This window comes from Burkholderia sp. Ac-20392, from assembly GCF_017104585.1.
GTDB classification, from domain to species: Bacteria; Pseudomonadota; Gammaproteobacteria; order Burkholderiales; family Burkholderiaceae; genus Burkholderia; species Burkholderia lata.
Genome location: NZ_JAAGPB010000236.1, coordinates 1 through 12801, shown reverse-complemented (window position 1 = coordinate 12801; position 12801 = coordinate 1). Strand labels below are relative to the sequence as shown.

Below are 12801 nucleotides of genomic sequence, written 5' to 3'. Positions count from 1 at the left end.
CCCTGCGCACGTCGTTCAGTTCGCGCCGGGCGGCCTGCTGCAGCGGGTCGCGCGCGGCGCGCAGGAGGCGACGGTCAATTCGCTGCATGACCAGGGCATCGCGCAGCTCGGCGCGGGGCTCGTTGTCGAAGCCAGTGCGCCCGACGGACTCGTCGAGGCCGTCAGCGTGCGCGGCGCGCGCGCATTCGCGCTCGGCGTGCAGTGGCATCCCGAATGGCGCTACGCGGAACAGCCGCTGTCGCGCGACATCTTCGCGGCATTCGGCGCGGCGTGCCGCGCGCGCATGACGCATCGCATTCATGCAGCCGGTGGCGCGATGGTGTCGCCGGCCGCATCCGACGTCGACTGATAGAGGCCGATCATGCAACCCGAACTGAGCGAATTCCTGCGCCAGCACCGCATCACCGAGGTCGAGGCGATCATTCCCGACATGGCCGGCATTGCGCGCGGCAAGATCATTCCGCGCAACAAGTTCGAATCCGGCGAATCGATGCGCCTGCCGCAGGCCGTGATGGTGCAGACCGTCACCGGCGACTATCCGGAGGACGGTACGCTGACCGGCGTGACCGATCCCGACATGGTGTGCGTGCCCGATCCGTCGACGATCTGCCTGATCCCGTGGGCCGTCGATCCGACCGCGCAGGTGATCCACGACTGCGTGCACTTCGACGGCTCGCCGGTCGAGATCTCGCCGCGCTACGTGCTGCGACGCGTGCTCGACCTGTACAAGGCGAAAGGCTGGCAGCCGGTCGTCGCGCCCGAGCTCGAGTTCTATCTCGTCGACATGAACGCCGATCCCGATCTGCCGCTGCGTCCGCCGGTCGGCCGCACCGGGCGTGCGGAGACCGGCCGGCAGTCGTATTCGATCGAGGCCGTGAACGAGTTCGATTCGCTGTTCGAAGACATCTACGAATACTGCGAGATGCAGGGGCTCGATATCGAGACGCTGATCCACGAGGTCGGCGCCGCGCAGATGGAGATCAACTTCGTGCACGGCGATGCGCTGTCGCTCGCCGACCAGGTGTTCCTGTTCAAGCGCACGGTGCGCGAGGCGGCGTTGCGCCACAACATGTACGCGACCTTCATGGCGAAGCCGATGCAGGACGAGCCGGGCTCGGCGATGCACATCCACCAGAGCCTGGCCGACGCGCGCACGGGGCGCAACCTGTTCTCCAACGAAGATGGTGCGGTGTCGCCGATGTTCCACAGTTATCTCGCGGGGCTGCAGAAGTACACGCCCGCGCTGATGCCGATCTTCGCGCCGTACATCAACTCGTATCGCCGCCTGTCGCGCTTCATGGCCGCACCGATCAACGTGCAGTGGGGCTATGACAACCGTACGGTCGGCTTCCGCATTCCGCAGTCAGGCGCGTCGGCACGCCGAATCGAGAACCGGATCCCGGGCGTCGACTGCAATCCGTATCTCGCCTTCGCCGCGACGCTCGCGGCCGGCTATCTCGGCTTGACCCAGCAACTCGCACCGACCGAGCCGATCGCGTCGGACGGCTACAACCTGCCGTACCAGCTGCCGCGCAATCTCGAGGAGGGCATCTCGCTGATGGCGGCCAGCACGCCGCTGGCCGGCATTCTCGGCGACAAGTTCGTGAAAGCGTACCTGGCGCTGAAGGACACCGAATACGAAGCGTTCTTCCGCGTGATCAGCTCGTGGGAACGCAGGCATCTGCTGCTGCACGTGTGAGCGTGCGGCACTGTTATCCGGAGGAAACATGACCGATCGAAACGAAGCCTTTTCACCTCATTCGACCGCGGATTACCGCGCGCTCGACGCTGCGCACCACATCCACCCGTTTTCCGACATGGGCGCGCTGAACCGCGCAGGCAGCCGCGTGATAGTGAAGGCCGACGGCGTCTACCTGTGGGACTCGGAAGGCAACAAGATCATCGACGGGATGGCCGGCCTCTGGTGCGTGAACGTCGGCTACGGCTGCAAGGCACTCGCCGACGCCGCGTATCGCCAGATCCAGGAACTGCCGTTCTACAACACGTTCTTCAAGACCACCCACCCGCCGGTGATCGAACTGTCCGCGATGCTCGCGGAAGTCACGCCGAAGGGCTTCAACCACTTCTTCTATTGCAACAGCGGCTCGGAAGGCAACGACACCGTGCTGCGCCTTGTGCACCAGTACTGGCGCGTGCAGGGCCAGCCGCAGAAGAAGTATGTGATCTCGCGCAAGAACGGTTATCACGGCTCGACGATCGCCGGCGGCACGCTCGGCGGGATGGGCTACATGCACGAGCAGATGCCGTCGAAGGTCGAGAACATCGTGCACATCGACCAGCCGTATTTCTTCGGCGAAGCAGCGGCCGGTGAAACGCCGGAAGCGTTCGGCCTCGCCCGCGCGCAGCAGCTCGAAGCGAAGATCCTCGAACTCGGCGCGGAGAATGTCGCCGCGTTCATCGGCGAGCCGTTCCAGGGCGCGGGCGGCGTGATCTTCCCGCCGTCGACGTACTGGCCGGAAATCCAGCGGATCTGCCGCAAGTACGACATCCTGCTGGTGGTCGACGAAGTGATCGGCGGCTTCGGCCGTACCGGCGAATGGTTCGCACACCAGCATTTCGGCTTCGAGCCCGATCTGATCACGATGGCGAAGGGCCTCACGTCGGGCTACGTGCCGATGGGCGCTGTTGGCATCCATGAACGTGTGGCGCGGCCGATCATCGACAACGGCGAATTCAACCACGGCCTCACGTACTCGGGCCACCCGGTGGCAGCGGCCGTCGCGGTCGCGAACCTGAAGCTGCTGCGTGACGAAGGGATCGTCGAGCGCGTGCAGAACGATATCGGGCCGTATTTCCAGCGCCGGCTGCGCGATGCGCTGGGCAACCATCCGATCGTCGGTGAGATTGCGGGAGCGGGGCTGGTCGCGGGCGTTCAGCTTGCGCGCGACCGGGACCGGCGTGAGCGGTTCGGTGCGAACGTCGATATCGGCACGATCTGCCGCGACTTCTGTTTCAACGGCAACCTGATCATGCGTGCGACCGGCGACCGGATGCTGCTGTCGCCGCCGCTCGTGATTCGCGAGGCGGAGGTCGACGAGATCGTCGACAAGGCGAAGCGCGCGTTCGATGCGACGGCGGAGCGGGTGGGGTAGTCGCGCGACACGTCGCCCGGCGTTCGTGCGGATGCCATTACGCGAGACGCATGTGGAATTTGTCCCGATCGGGATTTGACGCGCGCGACCGGACGGCTGAGCGGTTTTCTTGCGACAGGGCTTGACGTTACCCGGCACGGAGCATGTCCGTTAATCGTGTCGACCTTTGAGGCGGCACGATTGACGGAGTGCGGTGCGTTACTGATCGGATGCGTGGTAACGAAGGGGCGAGATTACGCGTGCGCGAATCGCTGCCGCTCGAAATTCATGATGAGTGTGACCGACGATGCAATATCCATCGATCCCGTTTCGACGACGAGATCAGGCGTGGTCGGTACTTCGTATGGATCCGAGATGCCGGTGAATTGCGTTGTCTGGCCGGTGATCGCCTTTGCATAAAGCTGCTTCGGATCACGTGCGGAGCAAGTGGCGATATCGGTTTTCAGGTAGACCTCGACGAAGCGATCCACGCCGACGATCTGTCGTGCCCGCTGCCGGTCGGCTTCATAAGGCGAGATCAGCGCGACGATCACCATGAAGCCCTGGCTATTGAGCAACTTGGCGATTTCGGCGGTGCGTCGGCAGTTTTCGGTGCGATCTTCCCGCGAGAAGCCAAGATCGGGAGAAACGCCTGCCCGCAATTCATCGCCGTCGAGGATGCATGTCGGAATATTGCGTGCGCGTAACTGCGCCGCAATTTCGCGCGAGAGGGTTGATTTGCCGGCGCCGCTCAGACCGGTAAGCCACAGGGTGTAGTCGTTCTTCTCTGGGGACATGGGTGTGCAATCTCTATCGCCAACTCTCACCATCGCAAGTCATGATTTCGCGCCTAAATGCGATGCCGATTCGGCTGGCTGTTATTTAGTGTAAGGATTCTATGCATCCGGATTTCTACAAATGTTACAGAAGAATTACCAAAAATTACACTGGCAATTTTCTTTCTTTCGTGTTGAAAGATTTCGTATGACGTAAATGAAATGTCTGAGGTTTGTTCGTCCGCTGGACCGGGAGACGGTGTTGATCCGACGGGGCTTGATGCGCGAAGAAATCGGAGATTTTGCCGCTGATAGGGGATTTGCCTGAGTTGCATCCGCCAATACAAGCTAATGGCGTTTGGCGAATCGAGACGCGTCAATGGCCGGGCAGCGTTTGAAGACAGCGTTTCTGCTCCGGCTCCCGATCGGCAGTGTGGCGTTACTGTTGGAAAACCGCACAGCGTGCCGGCGGGCTAGCTGGATCGACATTGATTTCCTGCGGGCGTCAATCAACGCGCCGGAAACGAAGGAGGTGTCGATCGAAATCGAGATGGCGGATTCGTGGAGGAGGCGATGACTGCCGGTTCACGTGAGTCTGCGCGGGTGGGCCGTGAATTCGGCGCACCAAAACGAAAAGGCCCTGCGTCGTGAGACGCAGGGCCTTGAATTCTTTGGTGGGCGGTACTGGGATCGAACCAGTGACCCCTGCCGTGTGAATCGAAAAACAGCCCCGCCTGTATGGGAGTCTCGTTCCCAAGTGCTTAATTTTACAAGGTTTTGCTGTTGCGATGAGACCTTTTCCGTTGCTAGCTGTTGCTTGTCGTTCCGCCGGTTTTCCGCCCGCGTGGCGACGCGGCTCGCGCAAGTACATCCAGCATCAAGCGACATGCGGCGTCACGCCGCTCCTTGCGTTGGATGAACTCGCTCAGGTCGTCTCCATTCACTTCCGTCCAGGAGTCCTCGATTGCGTGTTGGTAGGGAGTCCACTCGCGTCCGCCAAACCATAGTTTCAACTGGCGAACGCTTGCTGCGTGGTACGGCTGGAGCTTGACGGGGGGCACGTCGGCGTCTTCTGTCTGCGCGGCATCCGTTGACGCAAGCATTTGCTCAAGGTCGTGCTGTGACAGGCCTTCATCGCTCGTGTTCTCTAGCCAAGGCAGATACCATGACGGAGCCCACGACGCTTTTGTGACCTGGCCACCGAACATCTGGACCCCGACGATCCACTTCTCATACCAGCTTACTGCTTCTGCTTCGCTGCGCGGCGCGCGAATTTCGCGGCCTTCCGGCCCAGGCACCGCCATAGGGAGGAGTCCAGCCAGTAACCGCTTTTGCCCCTCAATGAACCATGCGGTCGCCTTCTTGCGGTTCCGCCTGATATCGTCGGCCGGTTCATTGCTCATTGCTGCATCTTCAAAGCCTAGCTCGCACAAGTCATCTTGCGTCAGGAAACGCTGCTTCCATGATGCTCGCACGCATTGAAGGAACTTCCCATAGCTCATCGTCCGGCCGTTGAGATACCGGCCGTAGTTGCTGCCATTTGCCGGCTCGATGGACAAGCAGCATTCCAACTGAGTCTGATTTAGGTTGCTCCGATCCAACATGCGACGAAAAAGGCTTCGCACCGCAGCCTGTTTGCATACGTATTCGGTCGTTTCCTGCTTTGCAGTCATAGCCAAACTCGCCGACAACGCCATTAGAGATTGTGAGCAGAATACCTATCGTGTCCCCACATCGCAACAGTAAGTGAGGGGAAGCGAATGCAAGCACAATCAAAGTGGTCAGCACAACGGTCCATCCAGGATTTTGAAACCGACCGTCCAGCCGACGGGACGCTTGTGCAGGATTTTCGCGCTGTGTTTTCCGCGCTGGACCCTGCTTCGCTGATTACGGCCGACGAATTTGCCGCGCTGTTGTGTATCAGCCGAGCATCTTTCAATTTCCGGCTGCACGTTGGAAAGATCCCCGATCCGGTGATACGTGAGCATCGCTGCGTGCGCTGGCGTGTAGCTGACGTGCGTTCCTCGATGGAAGGGATGACGCCTGTTCCGGTTAATCCTCAGAGATTGACGGGCAGTCGCCCACGGCGGGTACTCGACGTAGAAGCGACCGATGGCCCGCGCCGTGGGCGTCGTCGCCAAGTAGCAGATCAGTAAGCCGATGGCGGACGTTGCTGTTGAGCGAGACGGCGGCTTCGCCGGACGCAGATTAGCGTTCGAGGAGGCACCAGCGTGGGTCGAAAAGCCGATGCGTCGGATCGATCGTGCCCTGATCGAGGAGGCAATTCAGATCGAGCAGGAGGAGGCCGTAAGAGCGGGAGCGGTGGGTTATATGGCCCGTACGCTAGCGCAGGTGACGCTTCCTCATTCGAACCCCAACACGCTGTACTACGAGCGCACGAGCGGCAAGCTTACGCTGGCTGTGCGAGGCCACAAAGCGTACGGCGTGCCATTTGGCAGTATCCCTCGTGTGTTGCTTGCTTGGATAAATTTTGTGCGATTGGAATATGATCGGCCCGATTTGCCGAATCCGGTTATTCGGCTGGCTATGTCGTCTGGGGCGGCTCGGGTTCGGTGGATCAGTCGGCAGGACGCTGACGCACTGGTGATATGTGCTTCACGCTTCGCACGTCGGCCGCATTTGCCAAACTTCATTCGGCTTGCTTTGCATACCGGTTGCCGCAAAAACGAGCTGTTGAAACTTGAATGGTCGCGAGTGGATTTTGATCGAGCGGTTTTGTCGCTGGAGCCGAGCGATACGAAGAACGGTAAGCGTCGCGTTGTGCCGCTGAACGATGAGGCAATGGCGGCGTTAAGACATCAGCGCGATTGGGTGCGGGTGACAGTGCCTCGTTCGCCGTGGGTGTTCGCGGTGGCGTCAGGGGATCGGATGACGACGATTCAGAAGGGTTTTCGCGCCGCGTGTCTCCGCGCGGGGATCGATGATTTCAGGGTGCACGACTTGCGCCATACCTTCGCTTCATGGCTCGTCATGGCGGGCGTGTCGCTGTACGTGGTGAAGGATTTGCTGGGGCACTCGTCGATCACGGTGACGGAGCGGTACGCGCATCTGGCTCCGCACATGGGGCGCGAGGCGGTACGGACGCTGCATGCCTAGGCCAGGGCGCTGAGAAGGGGTTTTACGTCAAATAATGGGGGCAGAATGTTATTGACGGTGGCACGATGTATTATAGATCGTGCTGTTATCTTCTAAAGGTTGTGCCATGAAAACGTTAGATGTGTCTCAGGCTGCTGCGGCAGCACACGCGGGCGGTGTCCTGTCGGCCGTCCTTAGGGCTGAGGGTGGTTCATTTTACGTCGAGCTTGAGACGCGGACGGCCGGAACGGCTGTGCTGGTCACGTCGAACAATCGTCGGCCGCGTGCGTTCCGGAACCCCGTCAAGGCGCTTGAAGTGATCCGCGAGCTTGGGTTGCAGTCGGGGCGTTTCTCGCTTGAAGCATGGCGGCCGGATGAGGTCGAGATCGAACGTTCTAGCCGTCCGGATCGTGCAGCGGCGATGAAGCAAACGCACGCGAATGCGGCGGCCTATGACAAATGGTTACGCGAGCAGGTGCAGGCGTCGATCGACGATCCGCGCCCGAGCATCGCGCATGAGGACGTAATGAAAAAGGCTCTGGCCCGCGTCGAAGGGATGCGAAAGGGGAAGCGTGCTAAGACTTGAATGGCGGCCGTTGGCCGAGGAAGACCTGTTGGGTATTTTGGATTTTATCGGGGAAGACGATCCGGATGCTGCGTTAGCCTTGGTGTTGATGATTCGTGAAAAGGTGGAGGGGCTGAGGGCTCGTCCGAGGCTTTACCGGGTGGGGCGTGTTTCCGGAACAAGAGAGATGGTGGTGCATCACAACTACGTTGTCGTGTACAGCATTGATGCGGACGTGGTGGAGGTTCTGAGCGTGAAGCATGCCCGGCAACAGTGGCCGGACTGAGGCTGGATTCGGCTTCGCGCCCGCTGAACCTGAGTTTCCTCGATGAACCAAAGAAAGATTCTTCGTGGATGTCGCTTGCCGGCCCTAAGCGGCGCGCCAACGCTACACGGCATATCCGGCTGCTTTCAAGGCGCAACGGCCGGCCGCCGACTCGTTCCGTGAGCTGGTTACCAGCCCGCAACTAGAGTTGGCAACCACAGCGATGATGGTGTACCAAATGGAGTGCCGCCGCGAGCGGAGTTGGCACGAACAGCCCTTGGTTCTGAATCTCGGCGCGCAGGCGTCTGCTACATGTAAAATGGTGCCAGCATTCTCACTGGTGAATCTTTCTGTAACTTAAACCGACAATGATCTTGGAGTTTATTCAGGATCACGCTATTCAAATAATTTCTCTTGCTTGGCTTTTGTTTTTCATCGATTCCAGGCAACTTGCGACAGGAGAGGCAGCGTGCGGGAACATTTTTTTGAGTTTTTTCGCCCAACAAAGGCAGAGACCGCGGCACTTTGGAAGGACGCAGATTTCGTTTTTGATACAAATGTTTTGTTGAATTTGTATCGAATGAGCGCCGAAACTAGCAAGGAAATGAGGCAAATTTTAAATCGCATAAAAAATCGACTCTTTCTGCCTCATCAGGTTGGCGTGGAATTTTTTCGACACGCCGAGGAGGAGATTGCAGTTCAAGTCAATGCATTTGAATCAGTTAAGGCGCGCCTCAAAAAAATACCCGGTGATTTTGGAAAGGATTTGATTCGACACCCATGCATACCAATAAATGGTATTAAAGAGGCATTGGAGAAATGCGTTGCCGAGCAAATCGAAATTGTAAAAAAATCCCAGAATGAAAATCAAATAAATTTTCTTGTGCATGATGATCCAATCCTCTCGGAATTGACTTCTCTTTTTGAGGAATCGAGCGCGGGAGCAAGTTCCGCTGAGGAGGATGATGAAATAAATGACAAGGTGGAGGCGAGGGTTAAAGAGAATTTAGCCCCTTGCTACACAACTGTCCCGGCAAAAATTAATTCAGCAATTAATCCTCATCGAGGAGATGGCCGGGTATGGTTTCAAATTTTGAAGTATGCAGAAAAGAAGAAAAATCCAATCATCTTCGTGACTGGTGATCTGCAAGAAAACTGGTGGCGAATGGTTAAACTAGGAAACAACGAGAAGCCGATTGGGCCGCATTTTGCTCTCATTCGAGATGTGACATCGATCACGCAGAATAAATTTTGGATGTATACTCAAGAGCAATTTCTTGAAATGGCATCTGAATATCTCGGCGCGCCAGTTCAAACCAAAGGTATTGAAGAGGTTAGAAATATTACTGAAGGACTCAACCAACCAGGGAGTAGCGAGGTACCCGATGAGCCAAAACCTCAAGTAGCTGAGGTGGATTACCCTAGCAAATCGATCGCCAAATTGGAACAGCCGTTTGACGATGAAAATGGCTATTGCGAAGAGGAATCCACCGGTGATTCCCCGGAAGAATTCAGAAGTGATCAGGGTCCTGAAATTGATGGCGAGGCAAAGTAAATGGCTATTTTTGTAACGACTCAGACGCCCAAAAAATTGCTATCCGCTATAAAACAGGCAATTTCTGAGGAACATGTAACGACTTGGTCGCGTCATGGCGAGGATCACTTCACCCACTCCGCCGAGCAGTGGGCGCGGCGTGCTTGGTTTAAAGCTAGAATTGAAGAAAAGCGTATTGTCTTCAATATTGTGCCGCCAAAAGGAAAGATTGTATCGCGCGCCACTTACGGCATTTATCATGGGCGGTTTATAGAGATGCTTTTGAATCACTTCGATGAACAGTTTGAAAGCGCGTCTGCGACTGCAATGCCCACCGATAACGATCGAATTAGATCGCGCACGGCCACGAGCGAGTGAATTCACCTTTGTGGAATCGCGAGAAACGGGTAGTCTCATCAAAGTAGAGGAATAAGGGGCAATCGGCAATGAAATGTCGCAGCCCCGTCTCTTGAGAGCTGGCTTTTTTGTTGGGGCGCTGATCCGTAAACTTCTTCGCAAACCTCAATGCGTTTCCAATGAGTGGGTAATGCATGACTCCCTTGAACGTAGCATTGGGAATCTGCTGGGACTTGTGATATTACCGAAGCGCTTATCCTCGGTTATTGAATGACTGTTTGCTGGGTCGATCCGATGTCCGAACGTCCGTGCGACGGTACTGTTAATTGACGCTTCATGGCCGAACGTCGACAGTCAGCCCTGCGTTTTCTTCGGAAATCCGAGATGGGCCAAAAAAAAGCCCTGCGAGTGCAGGGCTTTCTCTTTGCCTAGTGGCTTTGCGCTGGCGTCGGATAGAACTGCTCGATCCAGCGCTTAACGCGTCGCCACAAGCGGCGAATTCTTTGGTGGGCGGTACTGGGATCGAACCAGTGACCCCTGCCGTGTGAAGGCAGTGCTCTACCGCTGAGCTAACCGCCCAAAGAAGAAAAGATTATGTCAGGAATTTTGGGGTCTGTAAAGCACTTTCTGCAAATATTTTTCAGATACCTGCACATACCTGCCAGCCGGTCGTGTGCTCAGCCTGCGAGCGCGGGTAGCGCGTCGATCGATGCACGTACGTAATCCGCGAAGCGCAGCGCCACCGGTTCGGTCGTGCCGCTGCGCTTCAGCGCGAGCGTGCGCGATTCGAGCGACGCATCCTTCAGCGGCCGGAACGCGAGCCGCTCGCTCTTCACCTGCTGCAGCACGCGCGGCACGAGCGCGATACCCATCCCGAACTCGATCATCGACAGGATCGTCTGCCACAGCCGTGCCTCGTGGCGGATCAGCGGGCTGAAGCCGGCATTCACGCATTGCGCGATGATCAGGTCGTGATAGTGGGGCGCCGCTTCGCGCGGAAACAGGATGAACGGTTCCGCGGCCAGCGCGGCGAGCGCGACCTGCTTGCGCTTCGCGAGCGGATGCGCGGCCGGCAGGCAGCACACGAACGGTTCCGCATAAACGGGCGTCGATTCGACCTCGGGCGGAAAGTGGCCCCAGTGCGCGTAGCCGAGATCGATCTGGCCGCGCTGGATCGCCTGCACCTGCGCCTGCGTATTCATTTCGCTGAGCACGACCTCGACACCGGGGTAGTCGGCTTCAAAGCGTCGCACCGCATCAGGGAGCCCGCGATACAGCATCGAATGAACGAAGCCGATCCGCAGCCGGCCCGCGAGACCGGACGCGGAGCGCACCGTCAGGCGTTCGGCTTCGGCCGCCTGCAGCAGCAGCCGGCGCGCTTCGCCGAGCAGCACCTCGCCCGCGTTGGTCAGAGCAACAGTCTTGTTGGTGCGCGAGAACAACTGCACGCCGAGCGCGTCCTCGAACTTGCGGATGTCGAAACTCAGCGCCGGTTGAGAGATGAACAGGCGCTTCGCCGCGCGCCCGAAATGCAGCTCCTCGGCGACCGCCACGAAGTAGCGCAACTGCCTCAGTTCCATGGGGTCTCCTCGCGGCGTCGGTATCGATAAGCGATATCTATCGTACCGGATAAATCCTGTATTGGACGCTTATCGATCGCGCGCCTACGCTCTGCGGAAGGCTTTGCACGGGACTGGTCGGGCGCCGCGGCGCCCCTTCCAGCCGACGTGCAGGCAACCCAGGAGACGCACGCATGAACGACACAGCTCGCACGCCGGACGCCGGCGCATCCAACATCCCCGACAGCCGGGGCATCAATTTCTTCACTGTCGATCCCGATCTCGGCGCGTTGCTGAAGCTGCATCTCGGCGATGCCCGCTATGCCGAACTCGAGCCGCGGCTGCACGCGCTCGGCGCACGCGTGTCGGGCGAGCTCGACGAATGGGCATCGCGCGCGGACAAGCACCCGCCCGTGCTCGAGCACCGCAACCGGCGCGGCGAGGCCGTGCAGCGGATCGACAAGGATCCCGCGTATGTCGCGCTCGAACGCGTCGCGTATGCCGAACTCGGTCTCGCGTCGCTGAGCCACGGGGCCGAATCGGTCCCGCCGCTCGTCAAGTACGCGCTGACGTTCCTGTTCGTGCAGGCGGAATTCGGGCTGTGCTGCCCGGTCAGCATGACCGATTCACTCACGCGCACGTTGCGCCGCTTCGGCGATCCGGCGCTCGTCGCGCGCTACCTGCCGATGCTTGCGTCGCGCGATTTCGACACGCTGTACCAGGGCGCGATGTTCATGACCGAGCAGGCGGCGGGTTCCGACGTCGGCCGGATCGCGACGCGGGCGACGCGCGAGACGGACGCGCAGGGCGAGACCGTCTGGCGGCTGACCGGCGACAAATGGTTCTGCTCGAACGCGGACGCCGATCTCGCGATGGTGCTCGCGCGGCCCGACGGCGCGCCGGACGGCATCAAGGGCCTCGCGCTGTTCCTGTTGCCGAAGACGCTGCCGGACGGCACGCGCAACCGCTACCGGATCGTGCGCCTGAAGGACAAGCTCGGTAGCCGTTCGATGGCGAGCGGCGAGATCGCGCTCGAGGGCGCGCAGGCGTACCTGATCGGCGAGATCGGCCGCGGCTTTCACCAGATGGCCGACATGATCAACATGTCGCGGCTGTCGAACGGCGTGCGCGCGGCGGGGCTGATGCGGCGCGCGCTGAACGAGGCGCTGCACGTCGCCGCGCATCGCGAGGCCTTCGGTCGCAAGCTGATCGAGATGCCGCTGATGCAGCGCCAGTTGCTGAAGATGCTGCTGCCGGCCGAGGCCGCGCGCGCGATGTTCATGCAGATCGCGCTGCTGCTGCCGCAGGCCGATGCGGGCGACGAGCAGGCCGCGCGCTGCGTGCGGATCCTGACGCCGCTGATCAAGTTCCGCGCGTGCCGCGATGCGCGGCGTGTGACCGGCGATGCGATGGAAGTGCGCGGCGGCACCGGCTACATCGAGGAATGGAGCGACGCGCGCGTCGTGCGCGATGCGCATCTCGGCTCGATCTGGGAGGGCACGAGCAACATCGTCGCGCTCGACGTCGCGCGGGCCGCGCAGCGCGAACAGGCGCTCA

The 12801-nt window shown here is 59.5% G+C and carries 13 protein-coding genes and 1 tRNA gene; 10 read left to right on the top strand and 4 right to left on the bottom strand.

Going from position 1 to position 12801, the window contains the following annotated elements; genetic code table 11:
• From G3N99_RS23550 to G3N99_RS23540, 3 genes are all read left to right on the top strand, one after another.
• Nucleotides 1-349 (top strand): gamma-glutamyl-gamma-aminobutyrate hydrolase family protein (locus G3N99_RS23550; protein ID WP_206123595.1); only part of this gene is annotated, 349 nt, incomplete at its 5' end.
• Between the two features lie 12 nt (nucleotides 350-361).
• Nucleotides 362-1699 (top strand): glutamine synthetase family protein, encoded by a 1338-nt coding sequence (locus tag G3N99_RS23545; protein ID WP_174941807.1) that lies wholly within the window; start codon nucleotides 362-364, stop codon nucleotides 1697-1699.
• 28 nt (nucleotides 1700-1727) lie between these two features.
• Nucleotides 1728-3113, top strand: a complete 1386-nt coding sequence (locus G3N99_RS23540; protein ID WP_206123594.1) for an aspartate aminotransferase family protein — start codon at nucleotides 1728-1730, stop codon at nucleotides 3111-3113.
• Nucleotides 3114-3346: 233 nt separating this feature from the next.
• Here G3N99_RS23540 and cysC read toward each other — a convergent pair whose 3' ends face one another.
• Both cysC and G3N99_RS23530 read right to left on the bottom strand, forming a co-directional pair.
• Nucleotides 3347-3889 carry an adenylyl-sulfate kinase gene (gene cysC / locus G3N99_RS23535; protein WP_241011811.1) on the bottom strand — a complete coding sequence of 181 codons (543 nt, stop codon included), beginning with the start codon at nucleotides 3887-3889 and terminating at the stop codon, nucleotides 3347-3349.
• A gap of 785 nt (nucleotides 3890-4674) precedes the next feature.
• On the bottom strand, nucleotides 4675-5427 hold the full coding sequence (locus G3N99_RS23530; RefSeq protein WP_206123592.1) for a hypothetical protein: 753 nt from the start codon (nucleotides 5425-5427) through the stop codon (nucleotides 4675-4677).
• Between the two features lie 201 nt (nucleotides 5428-5628).
• On the opposite strand from G3N99_RS23530, the gene G3N99_RS23525 reads away from it, so the two are divergent.
• From G3N99_RS23525 to G3N99_RS23500, 6 genes are all read left to right on the top strand, one after another.
• A complete protein-coding gene (locus G3N99_RS23525) occupies nucleotides 5629-6024 on the top strand; it encodes a hypothetical protein (protein WP_206123591.1) in 396 nt (131 codons plus the stop codon).
• Between the two features lie 4 nt (nucleotides 6025-6028).
• Nucleotides 6029-6985: a site-specific integrase gene (locus G3N99_RS23520; protein ID WP_277396419.1), complete on the top strand. Its 957-nt coding sequence runs from the start codon at nucleotides 6029-6031 to the stop codon at nucleotides 6983-6985.
• Between the two features lie 106 nt (nucleotides 6986-7091).
• Nucleotides 7092-7550: a hypothetical protein gene (locus G3N99_RS23515; protein WP_206123590.1), complete on the top strand. Its 459-nt coding sequence runs from the start codon at nucleotides 7092-7094 to the stop codon at nucleotides 7548-7550.
• A 10-nt stretch (nucleotides 7551-7560) separates the two neighbouring features.
• A complete protein-coding gene (locus G3N99_RS23510) occupies nucleotides 7561-7815 on the top strand; it encodes a type II toxin-antitoxin system RelE/ParE family toxin (RefSeq protein WP_124595993.1) in 255 nt (84 codons plus the stop codon).
• A gap of 448 nt (nucleotides 7816-8263) precedes the next feature.
• The gene (locus tag G3N99_RS23505; RefSeq protein WP_206123589.1) at nucleotides 8264-9349 is read left to right on the top strand and encodes a PIN domain-containing protein; all 1086 of its coding nucleotides are present in this window, start codon (nucleotides 8264-8266) and stop codon (nucleotides 9347-9349) included.
• Entirely contained in the window at nucleotides 9350-9706 is a 357-nt protein-coding gene (locus tag G3N99_RS23500) for a hypothetical protein (RefSeq protein WP_206123588.1), read from the top strand. It begins immediately after the preceding gene.
• 483 nt (nucleotides 9707-10189) lie between these two features.
• Here the strand turns inward: G3N99_RS23500 and G3N99_RS23495 are convergent.
• Both G3N99_RS23495 and G3N99_RS23490 read right to left on the bottom strand, forming a co-directional pair.
• A tRNA-Val gene (locus G3N99_RS23495) sits at nucleotides 10190-10264 on the bottom strand.
• 98 nt (nucleotides 10265-10362) lie between these two features.
• The gene (locus tag G3N99_RS23490) at nucleotides 10363-11265 is read right to left on the bottom strand and encodes a LysR family transcriptional regulator (protein ID WP_089431272.1); all 903 of its coding nucleotides are present in this window, start codon (nucleotides 11263-11265) and stop codon (nucleotides 10363-10365) included.
• Between the two features lie 173 nt (nucleotides 11266-11438).
• Between G3N99_RS23490 and G3N99_RS23485 the strand changes: the two genes are divergently transcribed.
• A partial coding sequence (locus tag G3N99_RS23485; protein WP_206123587.1) for an acyl-CoA dehydrogenase family protein occupies nucleotides 11439-12801 on the top strand: 1363 nt, incomplete at its 3' end.

Excerpts from the sequence above, each read along its gene's own strand:
- G3N99_RS23515 (WP_206123590.1), top strand. The coding sequence starts at position 7,092 with ATGAAAACGTTAGATGTGTCTCAGGCTGCTGCGGCAGCACACGCGGGC.
- G3N99_RS23490 (WP_089431272.1), bottom strand. The coding sequence starts at position 11,265 with ATGGAACTGAGGCAGTTGCGCTACTTCGTGGCGGTCGCCGAGGAGCTG.
- G3N99_RS23540 (WP_206123594.1), top strand. The coding sequence starts at position 1,728 with ATGACCGATCGAAACGAAGCCTTTTCACCTCATTCGACCGCGGATTAC.
- G3N99_RS23500 (WP_206123588.1), top strand. The coding sequence starts at position 9,350 with ATGGCTATTTTTGTAACGACTCAGACGCCCAAAAAATTGCTATCCGCT.
- cysC (WP_241011811.1), bottom strand. The coding sequence starts at position 3,889 with ATGTCCCCAGAGAAGAACGACTACACCCTGTGGCTTACCGGTCTGAGC.
- G3N99_RS23525 (WP_206123591.1), top strand. The coding sequence starts at position 5,629 with ATGCAAGCACAATCAAAGTGGTCAGCACAACGGTCCATCCAGGATTTT.
- G3N99_RS23520 (WP_277396419.1), top strand. The coding sequence starts at position 6,029 with ATGGCGGACGTTGCTGTTGAGCGAGACGGCGGCTTCGCCGGACGCAGA.
- G3N99_RS23545 (WP_174941807.1), top strand. The coding sequence starts at position 362 with ATGCAACCCGAACTGAGCGAATTCCTGCGCCAGCACCGCATCACCGAG.